At 71.5% G+C, this 21,750-nt stretch carries 17 protein-coding genes and 1 tRNA gene; 13 read left to right on the top strand and 5 right to left on the bottom strand.

Features of this window, described 5'->3' with window-relative positions; all coding sequences use genetic code 11:
• Positions 1-102: 102 nt before the first annotated feature.
• The 7 genes from DFJ66_RS22205 (at position 103) to DFJ66_RS22175 (ending at position 11,284) form a co-directional block, all read left to right on the top strand.
• Positions 103-2,415 carry a sodium-translocating pyrophosphatase gene (locus tag DFJ66_RS22205; protein ID WP_121223579.1) on the top strand — a complete coding sequence of 771 codons (2,313 nt, stop codon included), beginning with the start codon at positions 103-105 and terminating at the stop codon, positions 2,413-2,415.
• A gap of 112 nt (positions 2,416-2,527) precedes the next feature.
• The gene (locus DFJ66_RS22200; RefSeq protein WP_121231567.1) at positions 2,528-3,106 is read left to right on the top strand and encodes a hypothetical protein; all 579 of its coding nucleotides are present in this window, start codon (positions 2,528-2,530) and stop codon (positions 3,104-3,106) included.
• Between the two features lie 48 nt (positions 3,107-3,154).
• Positions 3,155-3,757: a hypothetical protein gene (locus tag DFJ66_RS22195; RefSeq protein WP_121223578.1), complete on the top strand. Its 603-nt coding sequence runs from the start codon at positions 3,155-3,157 to the stop codon at positions 3,755-3,757.
• A gap of 83 nt (positions 3,758-3,840) precedes the next feature.
• Positions 3,841-4,485 (top strand): hypothetical protein, encoded by a 645-nt coding sequence (locus DFJ66_RS22190; protein ID WP_121223577.1) that lies wholly within the window; start codon positions 3,841-3,843, stop codon positions 4,483-4,485.
• A gap of 126 nt (positions 4,486-4,611) precedes the next feature.
• Positions 4,612-7,359, top strand: coding sequence for a type I DNA topoisomerase (topA, locus tag DFJ66_RS22185; protein ID WP_121223576.1), 2,748 nt, complete (start codon positions 4,612-4,614; stop codon positions 7,357-7,359).
• 702 nt (positions 7,360-8,061) lie between these two features.
• The gene (locus tag DFJ66_RS22180; protein ID WP_246029855.1) at positions 8,062-10,065 is read left to right on the top strand and encodes a bifunctional MFS transporter/dTMP kinase; all 2,004 of its coding nucleotides are present in this window, start codon (positions 8,062-8,064) and stop codon (positions 10,063-10,065) included.
• Between the two features lie 22 nt (positions 10,066-10,087).
• On the top strand, positions 10,088-11,284 hold the full coding sequence (locus DFJ66_RS22175) for a DNA polymerase III subunit delta' (RefSeq protein WP_121223574.1): 1,197 nt from the start codon (positions 10,088-10,090) through the stop codon (positions 11,282-11,284).
• A 340-nt stretch (positions 11,285-11,624) separates the two neighbouring features.
• Here DFJ66_RS22175 and DFJ66_RS22170 read toward each other — a convergent pair whose 3' ends face one another.
• Positions 11,625-13,244: a hypothetical protein gene (locus DFJ66_RS22170; RefSeq protein WP_121223573.1), complete on the bottom strand. Its 1,620-nt coding sequence runs from the start codon at positions 13,242-13,244 to the stop codon at positions 11,625-11,627.
• A gap of 125 nt (positions 13,245-13,369) precedes the next feature.
• Here DFJ66_RS22170 and DFJ66_RS22165 point away from each other — a divergent pair.
• Positions 13,370-13,443: transfer RNA gene (locus DFJ66_RS22165), tRNA-Thr, on the top strand.
• Between the two features lie 49 nt (positions 13,444-13,492).
• On the opposite strand, the gene DFJ66_RS22160 is transcribed toward DFJ66_RS22165, so the two are convergent.
• Complete coding sequence (locus DFJ66_RS22160) at positions 13,493-14,818, bottom strand: beta-propeller fold lactonase family protein (RefSeq protein ID WP_147459333.1); 1,326 nt, start codon at positions 14,816-14,818, stop codon at positions 13,493-13,495.
• 129 nt (positions 14,819-14,947) lie between these two features.
• Here DFJ66_RS22160 and DFJ66_RS42885 point away from each other — a divergent pair, with 129 nt between their 5' ends.
• Positions 14,948-15,097: a hypothetical protein gene (locus tag DFJ66_RS42885; protein WP_170199583.1), complete on the top strand. Its 150-nt coding sequence runs from the start codon at positions 14,948-14,950 to the stop codon at positions 15,095-15,097.
• Here DFJ66_RS42885 and DFJ66_RS22155 read toward each other — a convergent pair.
• Positions 15,084-16,010, bottom strand: a complete 927-nt coding sequence (locus DFJ66_RS22155; protein ID WP_121223571.1) for a TIGR03617 family F420-dependent LLM class oxidoreductase — start codon at positions 16,008-16,010, stop codon at positions 15,084-15,086. The genes DFJ66_RS42885 and DFJ66_RS22155 overlap by 14 nt on opposite strands.
• Positions 16,011-16,072: 62 nt before the next feature.
• Between DFJ66_RS22155 and DFJ66_RS22150 the strand changes: the two genes are divergently transcribed.
• Positions 16,073-16,495, top strand: coding sequence for an uL11 family ribosomal protein (locus tag DFJ66_RS22150; RefSeq protein WP_121223570.1), 423 nt, complete (start codon positions 16,073-16,075; stop codon positions 16,493-16,495).
• Here the strand turns inward: DFJ66_RS22150 and DFJ66_RS22145 are convergent.
• On the bottom strand, positions 16,492-16,944 hold the full coding sequence (locus DFJ66_RS22145) for a DUF4442 domain-containing protein (RefSeq protein ID WP_121223569.1): 453 nt from the start codon (positions 16,942-16,944) through the stop codon (positions 16,492-16,494). The genes DFJ66_RS22150 and DFJ66_RS22145 overlap by 4 nt on opposite strands.
• 140 nt (positions 16,945-17,084) lie before the next feature.
• Here DFJ66_RS22145 and DFJ66_RS22140 point away from each other — a divergent pair, with 140 nt between their 5' ends.
• Together DFJ66_RS22140 and DFJ66_RS22135 are read left to right on the top strand one after the other, a co-directional pair.
• A complete protein-coding gene (locus DFJ66_RS22140) occupies positions 17,085-17,582 on the top strand; it encodes a MarR family winged helix-turn-helix transcriptional regulator (RefSeq protein WP_246029854.1) in 498 nt (165 codons plus the stop codon).
• Positions 17,582-19,246 carry an MDR family MFS transporter gene (locus tag DFJ66_RS22135; RefSeq protein ID WP_121223567.1) on the top strand — a complete coding sequence of 555 codons (1,665 nt, stop codon included), beginning with the start codon at positions 17,582-17,584 and terminating at the stop codon, positions 19,244-19,246. The genes DFJ66_RS22140 and DFJ66_RS22135 overlap by 1 nt, the downstream gene beginning before the upstream one ends.
• 63 nt (positions 19,247-19,309) lie before the next feature.
• Here the strand turns inward: DFJ66_RS22135 and DFJ66_RS22130 are convergent, their stop codons facing one another.
• Positions 19,310-19,813, bottom strand: coding sequence for an inorganic diphosphatase (locus DFJ66_RS22130; protein WP_121223566.1), 504 nt, complete (start codon positions 19,811-19,813; stop codon positions 19,310-19,312).
• A gap of 126 nt (positions 19,814-19,939) precedes the next feature.
• Here DFJ66_RS22130 and dacB point away from each other — a divergent pair, with 126 nt between their 5' ends.
• The gene (dacB, locus tag DFJ66_RS22125) at positions 19,940-21,727 is read left to right on the top strand and encodes a D-alanyl-D-alanine carboxypeptidase/D-alanyl-D-alanine endopeptidase (protein ID WP_121223565.1); all 1,788 of its coding nucleotides are present in this window, start codon (positions 19,940-19,942) and stop codon (positions 21,725-21,727) included.
• Positions 21,728-21,750: the final 23 nt, after the last annotated feature.

Genomic DNA, 21,750 nt, shown 5'->3' with positions numbered 1-21,750 from the left:
AATGAGGGATGCGTCACGTTGTGACGGGGCCGACACCTGCTTGGCCCGGTCGCGGCGCGGTGCTTCCCGCCGTTGGGCTTGGAACACTCACCAGGAGGACGGATGTCCCGGCAATTCCTCGCGGAGGGCCTCGAGCTCTCCGGAGGTGACCAGGGCCTAGTCGCCGTGGTCGCCGTGGTCGCCCTGGCTGCCCTAGCCGTTGGTTACCTGCTTCTTCGGGAGGTGCTGGCCGCCGGCCAGGGCACCGCGAAGATGCAGGACATCGCCAAGGCGGTTCAAGAGGGCGCAGCGGCTTACCTCAACCGGCAGTTCCGCACGCTCGGCATCTTCGTCGTGATCGTGTTCGCGCTGCTGTTCCTGCTCCCCGCTGAGGACACCGGGGAACGCATCGGCAGGTCGCTGTTCTTCATCGTGGGCGCGGCGTTCTCCGCCGTGATCGGCTACCTCGGCATGTGGCTGTCCACCCGCGCGAACGTGCGCGTGGCGGCGGCGGCGAAGGAGACGGGTGGCCGCGAGAAGGCCATGCGCATCGCCTTCCGCACCGGTGGTGTGGTCGGCATGTTCACCGTCGGCCTCGGCCTGTTCGGCGCGGCGCTGGTGGTGCTGGTCTACACCGGTCAGGCCCCGAAGGTGCTGGAGGGCTTCGGGTTCGGCGCGGCGCTGCTCGCGATGTTCATGCGGGTCGGCGGCGGCATCTTCACCAAGGCGGCGGACGTCGGCGCGGACCTCGTCGGCAAGGTGGAGCAGAACATCCCCGAGGACGACCCGCGCAACGCCGCGACCATCGCGGACAACGTCGGCGACAACGTGGGCGACTGCGCCGGCATGGCGGCCGACCTGTTCGAGTCCTACGCGGTCACCCTGGTCGCGTCGCTGATCCTGGGCACCGCCGCGTTCGGCGCGCAGGGCCTGCTGTTCCCGCTGATCGTCCCGGCGATCGGCGTGCTCACGGCGGTCATCGGCGTCTACATCACCAGCGCCCGCGCCGGTGAGAACGGCCTGTCGGCGATCAACCGCTCGTTCTACATCTCGGCGGTCATCTCGGCCGTGCTGTGCACGGTGGCGGCGTTCGTCTACCTGCCCAGCTCGTTCGGCGAGCTGGACGGCGTGTCCGACACGATCAAGTCCACCTCGGGCAACCCGGCGCTGATCGCGGCGATCGCGGTGATCATCGGCATCGTGCTGGCGGGCGTCATCCTGTGGCTGACCGGCTACTTCACCGGTACCGAGCACAAGCCGGTCAAGGACGTCGGCAAGACCTCGCTGACCGGCGCGGCCACCGTGATCCTGTCCGGTATCTCGGTCGGCTTCGAGTCGGCGGTCTACACGGCGCTGGTCATCGGCGGCGCGGTGTACGGCGCGTTCCTGCTGTCCGGTTCGGTGGTCGTGGCGCTGTTCGCGGTGGCCCTGGCCGGCTGCGGCCTGCTGACCACGGTCGGCGTCATCGTCGCCATGGACACCTTCGGCCCGGTCTCGGACAACGCGCAGGGCATCGCCGAGATGTCCGGTGACGTGGACGGCGAGGGCGCGCAGATCCTCACCGAGCTGGACGCGGTGGGCAACACCACCAAGGCCATCACCAAGGGCATCGCGATCGCCACCGCCGTGCTGGCGGCGACCGCGCTGTTCGGCTCCTACCGGGACGCCATCGAGCAGGCCCTGGCGGACGTGAAGGTGGGCCTGGAGGGTCTGCCGGTGTCGTTCTCCAACCTGGTGTTCTCGCCGAACGTGCTGGTCGGCGTGGCGATCGGCGCGGCCGTGGTGTTCATGTTCTCCGGTCTCGCGGTCAACGCGGTGACGCGGGCGGCGGGCGCGATCGTGTTCGAGGTGCGCCGCCAGTTCCGCGACAACCCCGGCATCATGGACGGCTCGGTCAAGCCGGAGTACGGCAAGGTCGTCGACATCTGCACCAAGGACTCGCTGCGCGAGTTGGCCACGCCGGGTCTGCTGGCGGTCATGGCCCCGATCGCGGTCGGCTTCGGCCTCGGCGTCGGCCCGCTGGCGGGTTACCTGGCGGGCGCGATCGCGACCGGCACCCTGATGGCGATCTTCCTGGCCAACTCCGGTGGCGCCTGGGACAACGCGAAGAAGCTGGTCGAGGACGGCAACCACGGCGGCAAGGGCTCCGACGCCCACGCGGCCACGGTCATCGGCGACACCGTCGGCGACCCGTTCAAGGACACCGCCGGTCCGGCCATCAACCCGCTGATCAAGGTGATGAACCTGGTCTCGGTGCTGATCGCGCCGGCCATCGTGACCTTCTCGGTGGGCGAGACCGCGTCGGCGGGCGTCCGGTACGCCATCGCCGTCGTGGCCGCCGTGGTCATCGTCGCGGCGGTCGTGGTGTCGAAGCGGCGTGGCACGGCCATCGCCGAGTCGCCCGCGGAGGCCAAGGTCACCAACGGCGCGGCCTGACCCGTCCGACCTGGAGCGGGCGTCCCCCACGCGGGGGCGCCCGCTTCGGCGTGTGGAGGTGTGGTTGCGTGGGCACACTGGACAGGCCCGGGTTCGGAGGGAAGTGGACGTGATGAGGTTCCGCCTGGTCGTGGTGACCGCTGCCGCCCTGGTGGCGGCGGGGTGCTCGTCGGGCGACGGGTCGTCGTCCGGGTCCACCTCGTCGTCGTCGCCGTCCGCGGACGCCGTCGCGTGGATGGACAAGGTGTGCTCCGCGTCCGCGTCGTTCGTCTCGGTGGAGAAGACGGCGCCCAAGCTGGACGGGAACGACCCGGCCAAGCTCAAGGCCGACATGAGCGCCTACATGGGGCAGCTCGCGGACGCGTTCAACAAGACGGCGAGCCAGTTGAAGGAGGTCGGACCGTCGCCGGTCGCGGGCGGTGACGAGCAGGTGGCCAAGATGGCGGAGACGTTCGCGGGCATCGGCAAGTCGTTCAGCGACGCCAAGGCGGCCGTGGACGCGGCGGACGCCAACGACCCCATGGGCGGCCTCCAGGCGGCCGGTGACGCCATCGCGCGGCTGGACCAGTTCGTGGAGCCCTTGAAGGCGCTGGTGGCCACGCCTGAGCTGCGTGAGGCGGCGGAGCAGGCCACGTCGTGCCAGAGCCTGCGGACGCTGCGGCCGTCCGACTCCATCTCGCCGACGTCCTGAGGGAGTAGGTTGCGGCCCGTCCCATCACCGACTTTCGGGGGAACCCTCGTGAAGAAGACCATCGCCGTGGCCGGTGCGCTCGCGGCGGTCCTGGTGACCGGCGCGTGCTCCGGCTCGGGTTCGAGCGGCTCGTCCTCGGCGCCGACGACCACGACCACGACCACCGCCGCCGCCACGGCGGACCCGGTGAAGTGGAGCGGCACGTTCTGCGCGGGCATCACGCCGACCGCCGAGGCCATCGTGGAGCTGCTGAAGACCGTGCTCAGCGGCCAGTCCGACCCGGCCGCGCAGAAGGCGGCGCTGATGGCGTACGCCGAGAAGGGCGGCAAGGCGCTGTCCGACGCGGCGAAGGAGCTCGAGGAGCTGGGCGCGCCGACGGAGAAGACCAAGGCCGCGCACGACGAGGTGGTGAAGTCGTTCACCGAAGCGGGTGAGAAGCTCCAGGCGGCGGCCGGTGAGCTGGCCAAACTCGACCCGAACGACCCCGAGTTCGCGACCAAGCTGGAGCAGCTGGGCGGCGACGAGGCGGACCCGAGCAAGCTCCAGGCGCAGGTGGACAAGCTGCGGAACGACCCGGAGCTGAGCCAGGCGTTCCAGAAGGCGCCGGAGTGCGTGGAGATGGCCGAAAAGCTGAAGGGCTTGGGCGGCTGATCTCGCCGGACCACTTATTCCACCTGAAGATCGCCCGGTCGGGGCTAGTCCGTCCTCGAACGTGTGTTCTACGCTGCGGGGTCGTGGGGCAACTGTCCTTCTTCTCGGCCGAGGCGCGGCAGCCCTGTGTCGCGGACCTGGCCGGCCTGCTCTGCGGGCCCGGCCGGGCCGTGGGGTTCGCGCGGGGTCGGGCCGCGCGGATCGCCGTGCCGCTGGACGAGCGGTGGCGGGGATCGGCGCTGGTCGCGGCGCTGGCCGAGCGGGGGGTGCAGGCCCGGGTGGCGCTGGTGCCACCACCGGAACCCGAGCCCGACGCGGAAGACGTGACGGAAGAGACTGAACCGGTCGAGGTGGAGCCCCCGCCGGACGTGTGGGAGGTCGCCACGCCGTTCCGGACCGACCTCACGGGGCTGGCCGCGCAGTGGGGCGAGGGCGGCGCCAAACTCGTGCCCCCGGATTTCACCCTCCACGGTGGGGTACTCCGGATGTGGGCGCTCGCGTCGGGCCGGTGGGCCGAGTCCGGGTACGTCCTCGGGCTGGACCCGTGCGCCCCCGACACGCACGAACCGCTGCAAAAGGCGTTGGCGTCCTCGGGGCTGCCGGCCACACTGCTCAAGTCCGGCGGCCCGGCGCTGCGGGTCGTGGGCAGGCGGCGGTTGGAGCGCCTCGCGGAGCTGGTCGGGCGGGCTCCGCGCGGGGTCGGCGAACGGACGTGGCCCGCCGCGTAGCGGTCCTCCTGCCGGGCGATCGGGCACAGTTGTGTCACCCTGTCCCGACCGGGGCTGCCCCGGCGGCGACACAGGACAGTGCACACTGGCGGGTCGGGACACAGTGTTCGGAGAGAGCGGGACGGCGTGGCTGGATCGACACGGGCGAGGAAGACCAACGGGGACTCGGCAGGCGGCAATCGGCGGTTGGTGATCGTCGAGTCGCCCGCCAAGGCGCGCAAGATCGCGTCCTACCTCGGCAACGGCTTCGTCGTGGAGTCATCCAAGGGACACATCCGCGACCTGCCCCGCGGCGCGGCCGACGTGCCCGCGAAGTACAAGGGCCAGCCGTGGGCGCGCCTGGGTGTGGACGTCGACCACGACTTCGAGCCCCTCTACGTCGTGACGCCGGACAAGAAGTCGACCGTCGCGGAGCTGAAGGAGCTGCTCAAGGACGTCGACGAGCTCTACCTCGCGACAGACGGCGACCGCGAGGGCGAGGCCATCGCGTGGCACCTGCTGGACACCCTGAAGCCGAAGGTCCCGGTCCGGCGGATGGTGTTCCACGAGATCACCGAGCCCGCGATCCGCGCCGCCGCCGCCAACCCCCGCGACCTGGACCAGGACCTGGTCGACGCCCAGGAGACCCGCCGCATCCTGGACCGCCTCTACGGCTACGAGGTCAGCCCCGTGCTGTGGAAGAAGGTCATGCCGAAGCTGTCGGCGGGCCGCGTGCAGTCCGTGGCGACCCGGATCGTGGTCGAGCGGGAACGCGAGCGGATGAAGTTCGTCACCGCCTCCTACTGGGACGTCTCGGCGGTCATGGACGCCGGCGCGGACGCCACCCCGCGCACGTTCGGCGCCCGCATGGTCGCGGTGGACGGGGTCCGCCTCGCCGCCGGCCGCGACTTCGGTCCGGACGGCCGCCTCAAGGACGGCGCCGAGGTCCGCGTGCTGGACGAGGCGCACGCCCGCGCCATCGCGGACGGGCTGGTCAACGCGGCGATGACGGTCGCCTCCGTCGAGGAGAAGCCGTACACGCGCAAGCCGTACGCGCCGTTCATGACCTCCACGCTCCAGCAGGAAGCGGGCCGCAAGCTGCGCTTCTCCGCCGACCGCACCATGCGCACGGCGCAGAAGCTGTACGAGAACGGCTACATCACCTACATGCGCACCGACAGCACCACGCTGTCGGAGACGGCCATCGCCGCCGCCCGCGCCCAGGCCACCGAGCTGTACGGCAGCCAGTACGTCTCCAAGGAGCCCCGCCAGTACAACCGGAAGGTCAAGAACGCCCAGGAGGCGCACGAGGCCATCCGCCCGGCCGGCGAGGTGTTCCGCACCCCCGGCCAGGTGGCCCGCGAGCTGGACTCCGACGAGTTCAAGCTCTACGAGCTGATCTGGCAGCGCACGATCGCCTCCCAGATGGCCGACGCGCGCGGCAACACCACCAGCATCCGCATCACCGGCCGCACGACCGGTGGTGAAGAGGTCACCTTCGCCGCGTCCGGCCGCACGATCACCTTCGCCGGCTTCCTCAAGGCCTACGTCGAGACGGTGGACGCGGAGGCGGGCGGCGAGTCCGACGACGCCGAGTCGCGGCTGCCGCAGCTGGTCAAGGACCAGGCGCTGACCGCGGTCGAGCTGTCCGCCGACGGCCACTCCACGTCACCGCCGCCGCGGTTCACCGAAGCCAGCCTGATCAAGACGATGGAAGAGCTGGGCATCGGGCGGCCGTCCACGTACGCCTCGATCATCAGCACCGTCCAGGACCGCGGCTACGTGTGGAAGAAGGGCTCCGCCCTGGTCCCGTCCTGGGTGGCGTTCGCCGTGGTCGGGTTGCTCGAGCGGCACTTCGGCCGGCTGGTCGACTACGACTTCACCGCCGCGTTGGAGGACGAGCTGGACGGCATCGCCGCCGGCCGCCAGGAGCGCACGACGTGGCTGTCCGGGTTCTACTTCGGCGGCAACGTCGGCCCCGAGTCGTCGGTGGGCCGGTCGGGCGGGCTGAAGAAGCTGGTCGGGTCGAGCGTCGAGGAGATCGACGCGCGCGAGGTCAACTCGATCCCGCTGTTCGTCGACCAGGACGGCAACACGGTCGTGGTCCGCGTCGGCCGGTACGGGCCGTACCTGGAGCGCGAGGTCGACGGGGTGTCGCAGCGCGCGAACCTGCCCGACGACCTGCCGCCGGACGAGCTGAACCGGGAGGTCGCGGAGAAGCTGTTCGCGACCCCGCAAGAGGGTCGTTCGCTGGGCGTGGACCCGGTGAGCGGGCACGAGATCGTGGCCAAGGAGGGCCGCTTCGGGCCGTACGTGACCGAGGTGCTGCCCGAGGCGCCGGACGCCAAGAAGGCGCCGAAGCCGCGGACCGGGTCGCTGTTCAAGTCCATGTCGCTGGAGACGGTGACCCTGGACGACGCCCTGAAGCTGCTGTCGCTGCCGCGCGTGGTGGGCAAGGACCCGGAGACCGGTGCCGAGATCACCGCGCAGAACGGCCGGTACGGGCCGTACCTGAAGAAGGGCACCGACTCGCGGTCGCTGACCAGCGAGGACCAGCTGTTCACGGTGACCCTGGACGAGGCGCTGAAGATCTACGCCGAGCCGAAGAAGCGCGGCCGGGCCGCCGCCGCGCCGCCGTTGAAGGAGCTGGGGGCGGACCCGGTGTCCGGCAAGCCGATGGTGGTCAAGGAGGGCCGGTTCGGGCCTTACGTGACCGACGGTGAGACCAACGCGTCGCTGCGCAAGTCCGACAGCGTCGAGGGGCTGACCGACGAGCGGGCGGCCGAGCTGCTGGCGGAGAAGCGCGCCAAGGGCCCGGTGACGAAGAAGAAGGCCGCCGCGAAGACCACGAAGACGACGACCCGGAAGAAGACGCCGGCCAAGTCGAAGAGCTAGCGGGATGATGCGGCGGTGGACACCTTCGGCCCGGACGACTTCGGCCCGGACGGCACGCAGGCCCCACCGCCGCCCCGCTTCTTCCCGGACCCGCTCGCGGGCCTGGTGACCGGTGCGGACCGGGTGTTCCCGGACGCGCTGAGCGGCTCGGCGAGCCTCGAACCCGCGCCGCCGCCGCCCGCGGTGGAGCCCGAAACGGCCGGTTCCGCGCCGCTTGGTCCTGGGCTCGGTGTGGCCTCCGGCCCCCGTCTCCATGATCCCACGGGGTACCGACAGTCCCGGCCGTCGGAGCTCCGGAGGGGCCGCCCGACGACCCGTCGACCTACCGCCCCGCCTGTGCGGCAGGGGTGGACCTCGCCACAGGCGCCGCAGCCCTCGCCCTACGCCTACCCGGCGGCCCGGGTACCCGTGCAGAACGCGCCCACCCCGTACGTCCCGCCGCACGCGCCCCTGCCACAGCGTGCCGCCCAGCCCGTCCGAAACGTTGCTCGACCAGCGCAAACGCCGCAGAAGACGAGCGTGGGCTGGGTCGGTTGCCTGGTCGTGCTCGCGGTGCTCGGGGGCCTGCTCTACCCCGTCGCGCGTGCCATCATCGAGATGGTGGTGCGCCTGTTCTCCTGACCGATCCACCACCCGAATGGCGGATGTGGTCATGTGACCGGACGCCCCCGGCTACCCTGATTGCCTGCACGAACGGCGGGGGTGAGCACCATCCAGGACGGCGGCGGCACAGCGGCGTCAACCAGCCACCGGATTCGCAGTGTGTTGGCGATCCGGCCGTTCCGCAGGCTCTGGGGTGTCACCTATCTGTGCAGTGTCGGTGACTGGCTGTCACTCCTCGCCCTGACCGGCCTGGTGTCGCGGCTGACCCAGAGCTACCAGTGGGAGAGCTTCGCGCTCAGCCTCGTGGTCCTCACCCAGCTCCTGCCGGGCATCCTGTTCGCCCCGCTCGGCGGCGTGCTGGCGGACCGGTTCGACCGGCGCAAGATCATGGTCGTCTGCGACCTGCTGCGCGGCGGGCTGTTCATCTCCATCGCGCTCGTCGGCACCGCCTGGTGGCTGTTCATCGCGAACTTCCTGGTCGGCTGCTGCGCGATGCTGTGGATCCCGGCCAAGGACTCGGCCGTGCCGAACCTGCTGCGCCGCCCCGACCAGGTGGAGACGGCGAACCAGCTCGGCCTGGTCATGACCTACGGCATCTCGGTCATCAGCGGCGCGGGCCTGTACTCGCTGATCTCCGGCATCCCCGGCTACCTGCACCTGCAGAACACCGACATCGAGTTCCGCATCGCCACCATCGCCGTCATGGTCAACGGCGCCCTCTACGTCACCTCGGCGATCCTGGTCGCGGTGCGCATCCCCGAACTGTCCGGCCGGATCAGTCGGGCCAAGCCGGTCAAGGGCGAGCGCGAGGGCTTCTTCGCGATGCTGCGCGACGGGCTCCGGTTCGCCGGCCGCACACCCCTGGTCCGCGGCCTGGTCATCGGCATGGTCGGCGCGTTCGCCGCGGCCGGCGCGGTCATCGGCACGGCCAAGCTCTACGCCAACTCGCTGCTCGGCGGCGACTCGACGTTCGGCCTGCTGTTCGTGGCGGTGTTCGCCGGTCTCGCGGTCGGCATGGCCACCGCCCCGCGCGCCGCCCGCCGGCTCACCTACGACCGGCTCTTCGGCGTCACCATCGTGCTCGCCGGCGCGAGCCTGCTGGTCGTGGCCATCGCGCCGCACCTGTGGGTCGCCCTGATCGCCGTCGCACTGGTCGGCGGCTGCGCCGGCATGGCGTTCCTGACCGGGCTGACCATCGTCGGCTCGAAGGTCGAGGACGCCATGCGCGGCCGGACGGTCGCGCTGATCCAGTCGCTGCTCAAGGTCGTGCTGTTCGTCGCCTCCGGTGCCGCGCCGCTGCTGGTCAGCCTGATCCAGCGCCGCACGGTGACCGTGCTCGGGCACCCCATGCAGGTCGACGCCACCCGGCCGGTCCTGTTCGGCGCGGCCCTGATCGCGATCCTGCTCGGGCTCATCGCCTACCGGCAGATGGACGACCGGCGGGCCGAGCCGATCCTGTCCGACCTGATCGCCGCCCTGCGCGGCCGGCGGCGGCGGACCGGCGGGCTGCTCATCGCCGTCGAGGGGGAGAGCCGGACGGACACCGCCACCCAGGCCCGGCTGCTCGCGGACGCGTTGCGCGCCGAGGGGCGGCAGGTGCTGCTCGCCTCGGACCCGGACCTGGACGAGAAGCGGCTGCGCAACCTGCTGTCCACCGCCGACCTCGCCGGGGTCCGGGCGCACGCCCTGGTCGCGGCGGCCGTGCGCGCCGACGTGGTGGAACGCGAGGTGCGGCCGGCGCTGGACGAGGGCGCCGTGGTCGTGATGGAGCGGTACGTCGACAGCCCGCTGGCCCACTTCAGCGCGGTCGGCAGCGTCGAGCCCAGCGAGCTGGAGGGCCTGGTCGACTGGGCCACCGGGCGGCTGCGGCCGGACGTGACCGTGCTGCTGGACCGGACCCCGTCCGGGCCGCCGGAGAAGGGCCTGGTCGAGGACCACTGGCGGGTGCAGCGGCTGCTGACCGAGATGGCCTCCGCCGACCCCGAGCGGTACGTGGTGGTGGACGCCGAGGGTTCCGAGGAGGAGGTCGCGGCACGGGTGAGCGCCGTGGTGGTGCCGCTGGTGACCCGGTCGTCCGCGCGGCCGGTGGTGGAGTCGTCCTGAGGTCTGGGTAGGTTTTCGGTCCGTGAAGGGTGTGTGGAGCGAGGTCGTCGGCCAGCCCGACGCGGTCGCCGTCCTGAGCGCCGCCGCGGAGGCCGCCGCGACCATCGTCGCCGGTGGCACGCCCGCGCCCGGCGCCATGACCCACGCCTGGCTGTTCACCGGTCCACCCGGCTCGGGCCGCTCGGGTGCCGCGCGCGCGTTCGCCGCCGCCCTGCAGTGCACGACCGTGGACGACCGGCCGGGGTGCGGCGAGTGCTCCGGGTGCCACACGACCCTGGCGGGCACGCACGCCGACGTCCGGGTGGTCGCGCCCGAGGGGTTGTCGATCTCCGTGGCCGAGATGCGGTCGCTGGTGCAGGTGTCGGCGCGGCGGCCCACGTCCGGGCGGTGGCAGGTCGTGATCATCACCGACGCGGACCGGCTGACCGAGGGCGCGGCGAACGCCCTGCTCAAGGCGGTGGAGGAGCCGCCGGACCGGACCGTGTTCCTGCTGTGCGCGCCGTCCGACCACCCCGACGACGTGTCGGTGACCATCCGGTCGCGGTGCCGCATCGTGCGGTTGGGCACGCCCCGGCCGGACGCGATCGCCGAGGCGCTGCGCGCGGAGGGCGTGCCCGCTCCGGACGCGGAGTGGGCGGCGTCGGTGTCCGGCGGGCACGTCGGCCGGGCGCGGCGGCTGGCCACGGACGAGGCGGTGCGGGCGCGCCGGGACGCCGTCCTGCGCATCCCGCTGGCGTTGCGGCGGCCGGCGGACATCTTCACCTGCGCGGACAGCCTCGTGCAGGCCGCCGAGGCGGACGCGCTGACCGCCAACGAGGCCCGCGACGAGGCCGAGCGGCAGGCGCTGGAGACCGCGATGGGCGCGGGCGGCACCGGCAAGGGCACGGCCGCGGCGACCCGGGGTGCCAAGGGCGCGTTGAAGGACCTGGAGAAGCGCCAGAAGTCCCGGGCGACCCGGACCCAGCGCGACTCGCTGGACCAGGCCCTGGTGGACCTGGCGGCGTTCTACCGCGACGTCCTGGTGACGGCGACCGGCGCACAGGCCGTGCTGAACCACCCCGACCGCGCCGACGACGCCCGCGAGGCCGCCCGGACGTGGTCCCGCGAGTCCACCCTGCGCCGCTTGGAGGCCGTCCTGGCGTGCCGGGAGGCGCTGGAGCTGAACGTGAAGCCGCGCATCGCCGTCGAAGCCATGCTCACCACCCTCCACCGCGGCTGACCCGGGCACCGCAGCCGACTCGGGCACCGCCGCAGTCCACCCGGGCACCGCAGCCGAGCGGGGCACATCCGCAGCCGACCTGCCACCGCTGCGGCTGACCCTGGCACCGCCGCAGCCGACCCGGGCACCGCCGTGGCTGACCCCCGGCACAGCCGCAGCCGACCCGGGCACCGCCGTGGCTGAACCCGGCACCGCCGCAGCCGAGCGGGGCACCGCCGCGGCTGAACCTGGGACCGCCGTGCCTGGCCCTGGCACTGCGGCCGACCCGGGTCCCGGTCCAACCGGAAGCCCGCGGGGCGGGAGTGAGCTTGGGCCGTCCCCCGCGCCCGTTCCTCCTACTTCACGGGACGCGGGAGTCGTCGGTTGGTTCCGAACTCGACATGTCACCCGATGGGGTGGCGTTCCGGAGGCGGGTCCGAGCCGGCGGCATGGCGGCCACCACCACAACGCCCAGCAGCAACAAGAAAGTTCCCGTCCAGAAGATCGGGACCGTCTTGTACGCGGCGTTGGTGTACGCGAGCGGCTGACCGCCCCGACCCCCCGGCGGGGCGGCCTGCCCGCCGCCACCGGGCGGCGTCTGGGCGGGCGCGCACACCACCCCGCCGTTCGGGGCCGCCGCGCGGACGATCTGCTCACCCAGGGACACCTGTGCCAACGCCGACGGCAGGTTCGGCAGCCCGAGGGCGTCGGTCGGCAACAGCTGGAGGTCGAGCAGCCGCGCGGTGGCCCCGAGCATGAACCCCTTGATCACGGGGCCGCCTTGCTGGAGCGGACCGTCGAGCACCATCGACTTCTCGTTCAGCTGCGCGATCTGCAGGCGCAGCACGCCGATGTCGAGCTTGCGTTCCGCCAACGCCCCGACGACCGGCAGGTCACCGGTCGCGGGCAATCCGATCGGCACGTCGAGCTTGGGGTTGGCCGCGTCGAGCACCCCGAGTTCGCGACCGCCCTGGCTCACCCGCAGGACCGGCGCGGTGTAGGTGACGTGCGAGGTCGCCTGGTCGCCGGTGGACAGGGCGGTCAGGGTCGGCTGGCTGACGACGTCGATGCGGACCTCCATCGGCGTGCCCGCGAGCAGCCGCACGCTCGCCGCCTGGAGGGTGGACGTCGACTTCACGGCCTTGTTCGCGCTGCCCGGCAGGTCCACCAGTTCCACGGTGGAGCGGGCGCTCAAGGTGTCGGGGAGGCTGAGCAGCGATCCGGTCGCGCCGGTGTCGGGCGACCCGGACAGCAGTCCGCCGAGCCGGCTCAGCGGTGCGCCGAGGCCCTTGAGCCCGTCGATCAGGGCCTGCTTGCCCGCCGCGTCGAGCTTGGGCGTGTCCTGGGTGAGCATGCCGGTCAGGTCGGTCGAGCCGGGCAGGGTCGGGATCGCGTTGAGCACGGACAGGCTCGCGACCGACGTCTTGGCGTCGGCCAGCGGCGCCACGCACGGACCGAGCTCGTCGTGCCAGCGGGCGTGGGCGCTGCCGTTGAGCAGGCCGACCTTGAGCAGGGCGTCCAGCGGGGTCTGCGGCGGGGTGAGGCCGCCGGTGACCGGTGCCGCGTTGTCCGGGGACGCGGTCTGCACCAGCGTGCCGGGCGTCTGCGGCGCGCGCCCCCGCACGGCGAACCCGAGCGGCGAGGCCTGCGCGACGGCCCTTTCGTAGGTCAGGAACGCCTCGCTGTTGGCCTGGGCGCTGGCCAGCCCGACCCCGACCTCCGCCGCCGACTGCTTGGGCAACTGCTCGCTGAACCCGGGCAGGATCGTGTCCGTCGGCACCGACTCGGGAGCCAACCGCACGACGGCGAGCCCGGTCCCGGCGTCCCCGACGGCGTGCGCCGTGACCGGCGGCCCGGCCGACACCGGCGGCTGGTTCGGGTCCCGCGGACCCGGCACCGGGGTCGTCGTGGGCTGGGCCAACGCGGGAGCGGCGCACAGCGCGACCAGCACGGCGGCGGCAGGCAGGGCCATCAGGCGCATCGGTGCGGTACCTCCCACGACAACGGCGTCGACGCGACGCGCGCGTGAGCGGCGTCACTCCCGACCTAACGACCGCACCCCCTGGTGGGTGACGCTCCATGCCTGGGCTATAGTTGTCGCGTCTCGCCGCCTTAGCTCAGTCGGCCAGAGCGGCTCACTCGTAATGAGCAGGTCGTCGGTTCGATTCCGACAGGCGGCTCGCGAGATGAGGCCCAGGTCAGCACCTGCTGACCTGGGCCTTTCGCGTTTCACCAGCGGTGCCAGTGGGGGAAGCCCTCGGGGCCGTAGAGGACCAGGTTCGAGTCGTTCTGCACGACGAAGCGGTCGGCTGGGGTGCGCCAGGTGTTGGTGTGCCACTTCGCGTCGAAGCCGTTCCCGTACACGACGAAGTTGCCGTCGTACTGGAGGACGGCGCGGGTGGCGCCGGAGCCGTCGGTGTGGGTGTGCCACTGGGCCTCGCCGCTCGCGTTGTAGAGGACTAGGTTGCCGTCGGTCTGCATGGTCAGCCGGTAGCGGCCGTCCGGTGAGGTCTTGGACTGGCCCGCCGCCAGGGTCTCGCCGGCGACCACCCGGTCGGGGCCCGGCTCGGCGGCGATGTCCAGGACCACGACCGTGCGGTTGTCGGGCAGGAGCGTGTAAGCCTCGGTGCCGGACCGCGCGATGGCCAGCGACCACGGGTACAACTCGGCCGCTTCCCTGGTGGCCAGCACGGTGTTGGTGGCCACGTCGATCGACGTCATGACCCCCTCTTCGTAGTTGAGCACGTGGACCATGCGACCGTTCGGCGCGGGTTCCAGGGCCACCGGGTGCGGTGTGGTCACCGCGGCGCCGACGTAGTTGCCGGCCGTGGCGATCATGTAGACCTTGTCGCTCCCGTAGCTGGAGACGTACACGTGGCGGCCGTCCGGCATGATCGCGAGTCTGTTGGGGTGGGTCGGCAGCGGCACGGCGGCGATCACGCTGTTGGCCTCGGTCCCGAACACGATGACTCTGTCGCCGTCGAAGTCGGCGATGTAGACGCGGGAGCCGTCGGGCGTGACCTTCACGTCGGTCGCGCCGCGGGCACCGGTGTAGACCGACGTGACGGTCTTGGTCGCGGTGTCGATCACCGCCATGGAGTAGCCGTAGCCGACGACGTAGGCCTTGGTCCCGTCCGGCGAGACGGCGACCGCTTGGGGGTTGTTCATCGGGGCCACCGAAAGCGTGGTGGCCTGCTTGGTCGCCAGGTCGACCACCGCCGCCGAGCCCTTGTCCCCGAAGGAGTCTCCCGGGTCGGTGATGTACGCGGTGCGGCCGTTCGAGGTCAGGGCGATGCCGTGCGGGTCGATGCCGACCGGGATGGTGTCGACGACCGTCCGGCTGGCCGTGTCGATGACCGAGACCGCGTGCTTGCTCGGCACGCTGACGTACGCCAGAGCCCCGTTCTGACTGGTGACGACCGTGCTCGGAATCCCGTCGACGACGATGTAGTCCTCCGGGAACGCCGCGGCCGTCGGCGCGGTGAGCGTGGTGGCGACCAGTCCCGCCGTCACCAGGACGCCGAGCGCGGCTGATCTTCGTCTGATCTCGTGCACCGTGCTTTCCCCCTTCAAGCCTTCGTGCGCGGGATCCTTTCAGATGTGTGTTGCTCCAAAGGGGTGGCGTTTTGACGGTTGGCGTCAGTCGTCGTTCACGCTGTCGTTGCCACCGTGGAGGTGAGGGCGATGGTCGGGATGGTCGTGCTGACGGTGTTGGCGTTGCCGCTCGTCGCGCTGGTCGCTCGGGTGGGGCGGCGGCGGTGGGTGCGGCGGCACCAGGTGGCTCGGGTTCGGGCGCAGATGGCGGTGTTCCACCACCGGCTCACGCGGACGTGAGGATCCTCGTGGCGTGGTCGCCGTAGCGGCGGGCCAGTTCGGTGTCGACCTCGTCGGGGGTGCCGACGACCGCGAAGGCGTGCATGACGTCGTCGGGGATCGAGGCGGTCATGTCGTCCCACAGGCCTCGGCGGGACATGCGGTGCAGTTCCTCGTGCAGTTCGCCCCAACCGTGCAGGTCCAGGACCTTGCGGTACGCGGGAGTGGAGCCGTAGAAGGCGATCTGGCGTTTGACCTCGACCACGCCGGCGTCGTCGTGGGCGACCAGGGCGGGGGCGCTGATCTCCAGCGGCGGCAGCGTCGAGCGGGACCGGCCGCGTTCCAGGGCGGGGACGGTGACCTCGCGGAAGTAGCGTTCGGTGGTGAAGTTGTGGCACAGGAAGCCGTCCGCGACCTCGCCGGCCACCTCGGTCATCAACTCGCCGACGCCGGCCAGCCAGACCCTCGGCGGGCCGAAGGGGTTCGGGCCCGGGTCGAAGAACGGCGTCATCAGGGTGTGGGTGTAGAACTCGCCGCGGAAGCGGAGCCGTTCGCCGGTGGCCCAGGACGTCCAGATCGCCCGCAGGGCTTGGACGAACTCGCGCATCCGAGCCGCCGGCCGTGACCAGGGCATGCCGAAGCGCTTGGTGATGTGCGGTTCGACCTGTGAGCCCAGGCCGAGGTTGAACCGGCCGCCGGACAGCAGTTGCAGGTCGTTGGCCTGCACGGCGGTGCTCATCGGGTTGCGCGCGAACGCCACCGCGATGGCCGTGCCCAGCTCCAGGTCCAGGCCGCCCAGCCGGGCCAGGCCCAGGAACGGGTCGTGGCTGGTCTCGGCCAACCAGAAGCCCCGGCACCCCTCCGACGCGGCCCGCCGCGCGGACTCCTCGACGGTGCGCGGGTCGTACGCGATCTCCAACCGGTCCACCTGCACCGGGCGAACCTACCGAAATCGATTTGAACCTGCCGTTACGGCAATTCCTAGCGTCCCCGGCCATGGCTGCGAAGAAGACCCACGAGATCACGCTGAACCTGGAGGCCGGCAACGCCTCGATGATGGACCTGGGCAAGATGCTGGGGCAGACCGGCGTCAACCTGGTCGGCGTCAAGCGCGCGTACGACGAGGCGACCGCGGGGCAGCGCGGGGACGTCGTGCCGGTCGTGGTGACCGTCCGCGACGACAAGTCCTTCGAGCTGCGCTTGAAGACGCCGCCGACCGCGTTCCTGATCCGGAAGGCGCTGGGCGGCAAGGGTGCCCAGCGCCCCGGCCACGAGAAGGCGGGCACGCTGACCCGCGCCCAGGTGCGTGCCATCGCCGAGCGCAAGCTGCCCGACCTGAACACGACCGACCTGGACGCGGCGGAACGCGTCATCGCCGGCACCGCCCGGTCGATGGGCGTCGCCGTCGAGGCCGACTAGCGGTTGGGCTTGAGGGTCCAGACGACGACCATCTCGGCCGTCGTCACGCCCTCGGCGTTGGTCACGGTGACGTTGACGGGGAACTCGGGGCGGGTGCCCGCGTCGAGTTCCGCCACCACCTCGTCGGCGGGCCGGCCCAGCACGGCCTCCGCCCGCAGCACGCCCAGCGCCAGCTTCTTGTAGGCGATCTCGGACCGCGCCACCAGCGGGGTCGCCTTGGCCATGTGCGGCGCGAAGGCGGCCATGGCGACGGCGCCGGACGCGGTCTCGCCCAGGCCGAAGATCATCGCCGCGTGCGGCCCGCCCACGTGGTTGTGGGTCTCGGCGGCGTCGGGCAGCTCGGCCACCACCCGGTCGCCCGCGACCTCCGGGAACCTGACGCCGCTGGTCTTCACCCACGGCACGGCCTGCTTCATCGCGTCGGCGACGAACGAGTAGTCAGCGCTCATGGCGGCGATGTTACCGACCAGTAGCCATGAGATGCGAGTCACCGGTTATTTCATTTGCCAAGAGGCTCTCCAGGGTTCATGCTTGTACCCAGCAACTAGATGCATGATGCAAGCAAACGGAGAGTCCCATGGTGACCCCGGTGAGTGACGAGGTGCAGCTCGCCCTGGCCGAACGCATCGGCACGGCGCTGGTCCGCCTCAACAAGATGCACGCCTGCGTGGCGTCCCACCTGAGCAAGACCGGGATGGACAAGGCGTCGTTCGTGCTGCTCGCCAACCTCAGCCAGCTGGGACCCTCCCGGTCGAGCGCCCTCGCCGAGGCGGTCTTCTCGGACCCCTCGACGGTCAGCCGACAGGTGGCGACGCTCGTCAAAGAGGGCTGGGTCGAGCGCCGGGCGGACCCCGACGACGGCCGGGCCAGCGTGCTGGCCGTGACCGACGCCGGGCAGCGCCTCCTGGAGGAGCGCCGCGCGCAGCGCAACCAGGCCATCGCCCGCATGCTCGCCGACTGGTCCGAGGGAGACCTGGCGGCGTTCATCGACTACTTCGAGCGCTTCGTCGGCAACTACGAGAAGGCGCTACCGGATTTCATCGCTGAGGGCGGACTGGGGCCGCGCTCAGAAGGGGAGAAGAACTGATGTCGGAAACGACGACCCGGGCGGAGGCGACACCACCCGGTGCCGCGCTGCTCAGCCACCGCCAGATCCTGACCATCCTGTCCGGTCTGCTGCTCGGCCTGTTCCTGGCGGCGCTGGACCAGATGATCGTGTCCACCGCGATGAAGACCATCGCGGACGAGCTCAACGGCCAGACCCTCCAGGCGTGGGCGACCACCGCCTACCTGATCACGGCCACCGTCTCGACCCCGTTGTACGGCAAGCTGTCGGACATCTACGGCCGCAAGCCGATGTACCTGACCGCGATCTCGCTGTTCCTGGTCGGCTCGCTGCTGTCGGGCATCGCGAACTCGATGTACGAGCTGGCCGCGTTCCGCGCGGTGCAGGGCCTCGGCGCCGGTGGTCTGATGTCGCTGGCCATGGCGATCCTGGCGGACATCACGTCGCCGCGTGACCGCAGCAAGTACATGGGCTACTTCATGGCCGTGTTCGGCATCTCCAGCGTCGCCGGCCCGGTCGTCGGCGGCCTGTTCGCGGGCCTGGAGACCTTCCTGGGCACCGCCGGCTGGCGCTGGGTGTTCCTGATCAACGTGCCGATCGCGCTGGTCGCGCTGGTCGTCGTGGCCCGCGTGCTCAACATCCCGCACAAGCGGGTGGACCACCGCATCGACTACCTGGGCGCGCTGCTGCTCACCGTCGGCCTGGTGCCGCTGCTGATCGTCGCCGAGCAGGGTCGTGAGTGGGGCTGGGACTCCGGCCGCGCCATCGCCATGTACGTCATCGGCGTGCTGGGCCTGATCGGGTTCGTGTTCGCCGAGAAGCGCTCCGGCGACGAGGCCCTGCTGCCGCTGCGGCTGTTCAAGCGGCAGACGTTCTCGCTGGGCAACACGGTCAACTTCGTGATGGGCATCGGGATGTTCGGCGGCATGGTGTCGCTGCCGCTGTACCTGCAGATCGTCAAGGGCTACTCGGCCACGGAGGCCGGCCTGATGATGCTGCCGCTGACCTTCGGCATCATGACCGCCGCCGGCACCAGCGGCCGGATCACCGCGAAGACCGGCCGGTACAAGGTGTTCCCGGTGCTCGGGTTCGGGCTGATGGCGGTGTCGCTGTTCCTGTTCAGCACGATCGGCACGGACACGCCGGTCTGGCAGCCGCTGGTGCTGATGTTCTTCATGGGCGCGGGCCTGGGCCTGTGCATGCAGACCCTGCTGGTGGCCATCCAGAACGACGCCGAGCCGCGGGACATGGGTGTGGCGACCGCGTCGGCCACGTTCTTCCGGCAGATCGGCGGCACGGTCGGCACGGCGGTGTTCCTGTCCATCCTGTTCAGCACGGTGGGCGACAAGATCGGCAACGCGCTGCGCTCGGCGTTCGGCGACCCGGCCTTCGTGGCGGCGCTGGCCAAGCCGGAGAACGCGCAGATCGCGGGCGCGCTGAAGAACGGCGGTGGTTCGGGCGTGGACCTGAACAACACCGAGTTCCTCAACACGCTCGACCCGGTGATCGCCCGGCCGTTCCTGGACGGCTTCTCCGGCTCGATCGACCTGGTGTTCCTGGTCGGCGGCCTGGTGACGGTGGTCGGGTTCGCGCTGGTGTGGTTCCTGCGCGAGGTCCCGCTGTCCAACCGGTCCGGGCTGGAGCGGGTGAACGACGAGGCCGCTCCCGCGGTCGCGATGCACTGACCCGCACCTAAAAGAGCGGGCCACCCCTTCGCCGGGGTGGCCCGCTCTTTCGCGTCTACGGGGTCAGTGCTCTTCGCCGCGCGCCACGGCGTCCTTCAGGCGCTGGTAGGAGCGCACGATCTCGGCCTCGGCCTCGGTGCGGCCGACCCAGGTCGCGCCCTCCACGCTCTTGCCCGGCTCCAGGTCCTTGTAGACCTCGAAGAAGTGCTGGATCTCCAGGCGGTAGAACTCGGAGAGGTGGTGGATGTCGCGCAGGTGCTCGCTGCGGGGGTCGTCGGCGGGCACGCAGAGCAGCTTGTCGTCGCCGCCCTTCTCGTCGGTCATGCGGAACATGCCGATCGCGCGGGCCCGGATGAGGCAGCCGGGGAAGGTCGGCTCCTGGACGAGCACGAGCGCGTCCAGCGGGTCACCGTCCTCACCGAGAGTGTCGTCGACGAAGCCGTAGTCCGCCGGGTACTGAGTGGCCGTGAACAGGGTGCGGTCCAGACGGATGCGCCCGGTCTTGTGGTCCATCTCGTACTTGTTCCGGACCCCCTTGGGGATCTCGATGGTGACGTCGAACTCCACTGCGCGGTCCTCGCTCGTCTTTGACGTTCGTTACGCCACTAGTGTGGACCACGAGGTGTCGTCAACCCTCATCCGAGTGCCTGTGCGTGGGTGTGACATTGCCCGTAATCAACCCCGGAGGACTGCGTGCCCGACGAGCCATCGTGGCCGACCGTCGACGATGACGAAGCGGTCCACGAGCCGCCAACGGTGCAGGTCAGGCGGCCGGGACCGGGGGACTCGCCGACCATGCGCATCCCGGTGCCGCCGCCCGCGCCGCCCGCGTCCGAGCGGACGGCGATCGTGCCCAAGCCGGTGCCGCCGCCCGCCGGTGACCAGGCACCCCGCGAGCCGCGCAACGGCCGGCCGGTGACCCGGGTCGAGCAGCCGGCGACGCCCCCGCGCGGGCCGGAAGCCACCCGATCGCGTGAAGCTGCCGCCGACGCCGCCTGGTCCCGGTGGGAAGCCGCCGCGGACGACGACGACTCGCCTGCCAAGGACAAGCCCGAACCCGCCGCCGCCGAGGAGCACGCCAAGCCGGAGCGGGTCGGGACGGCCGAGGAGCCCGAGCGGCGGAAGCGGCCGTTGGCGCTGGTCGGGGCGTTGGTGGCGGTGCTCGTGCTGGTCGCGGGTGGTGTGACGTCGTGGCAGCTGGGGTGGTTCGACACCGCCCCCGTCCCCACCACCGCCGCGCCGCAGCCACCCGCCCCCGTCTCGCTCGCGGTCAAAGGGATCGGCACGGAGGGACCCGTGCCCAGCGCGTCCGGCGTCGCCGCCGCCCTGCGCGGACCCGCCGGCAACCCCGACCTGGGCACGCTGACCGGCACGGTCGTCGACCCGGGCACCGGCCAGGCGCTGTGGAAGCAGGGCGACACGACCCCGCTCACCCCCGCCTCGACGGTGAAGATCCTGGTCGCGGCGGCGTCGCTGCTGGCGCTGGACCACACGTCCCAGCTGTCCACCAAGGTCGTCCAGGGCACCCAGCCCGGCACGGTCGTGCTGGTCGGCGGCGGCGACCCGACGCTGTCCTCGTTCCCGGCCGACCGCAGCACGGTCTACCCCGGCGCGGCCACCCTGGACGACCTCGCCTCCCAGGTCACCGCCAACGGCCCGGTCACCCAGGTCCTCTACGACACGAGCCGCTACCAGGGCGACGGCATGGCCCCCGGCTGGGACCCTGGCGACGTGCCCGGCGGTTACGTGTCCCCGATCGGTCCGCTGATGCTGGACGGCGGTCGCCAGGACCCGACCGCCTACGACACCCCGCGCACCGGAACGCCCGCCGCCACCACCGCGCAGGCCCTCGCGTCCCGGGTGGGCGCGGCGTCCACCGCCCCCGGCACCGCGCCGGCCGGGGCGAAGGTGCTCGGCGAGGTCAAGTCCGCCCCGGTGGACCAGCTGGTCGAGAACCTGATGCAGATCTCGGACAACGTGCTGGCCGAGACGATGGCCCGCGAGGTCGCCATCGCCAAGGGCCTGCCGCCCACGTTCGAGGGCGCGGTGCAGGCGGTGCGGGCGGTGCTCACCGAGAACGGCTTCGACCTGACCGGGGCCGAGGTGGTGGACGCGTCCGGCCTGTCCAAGAACGACAAGGTCCCGGCCCGGCTGCTGACCGACGTCCTCGCCGCGGCCGCGAAGCCCGACGCGTCGGACCCGAAGACCGCGAAGCTCCGGCCGCTGCTCACCGCACTGCCGGTGGCGGGCGGCAGCGGGACCCTCGCCGGCCGGTACGGGGAGCTGGCCGGCAAGGGCTGGGTGCGCGCCAAGACCGGCACGCTGACCTCGGTGAACTCGCTGGCGGGCGTGGTGGTGGACAACGACGGCCGGGTGTTGGTGTTCGCCTTCATGTCGATCAGCGGCGAGGACCCCCGGACGAAGGTCCGACCGGGCCTCGACGCCTTGGCCACGGCCTTGCGCGGCTGCGGCTGTACCTAGCAGGTCCTCAGGTTCCGCAGGTA

Source organism: Saccharothrix variisporea, from assembly GCF_003634995.1.
Classification (GTDB): domain Bacteria; phylum Actinomycetota; class Actinomycetes; order Mycobacteriales; family Pseudonocardiaceae; genus Actinosynnema; species Actinosynnema variisporeum.
This window is presented reverse-complemented; position numbering and strand designations above follow the sequence as displayed.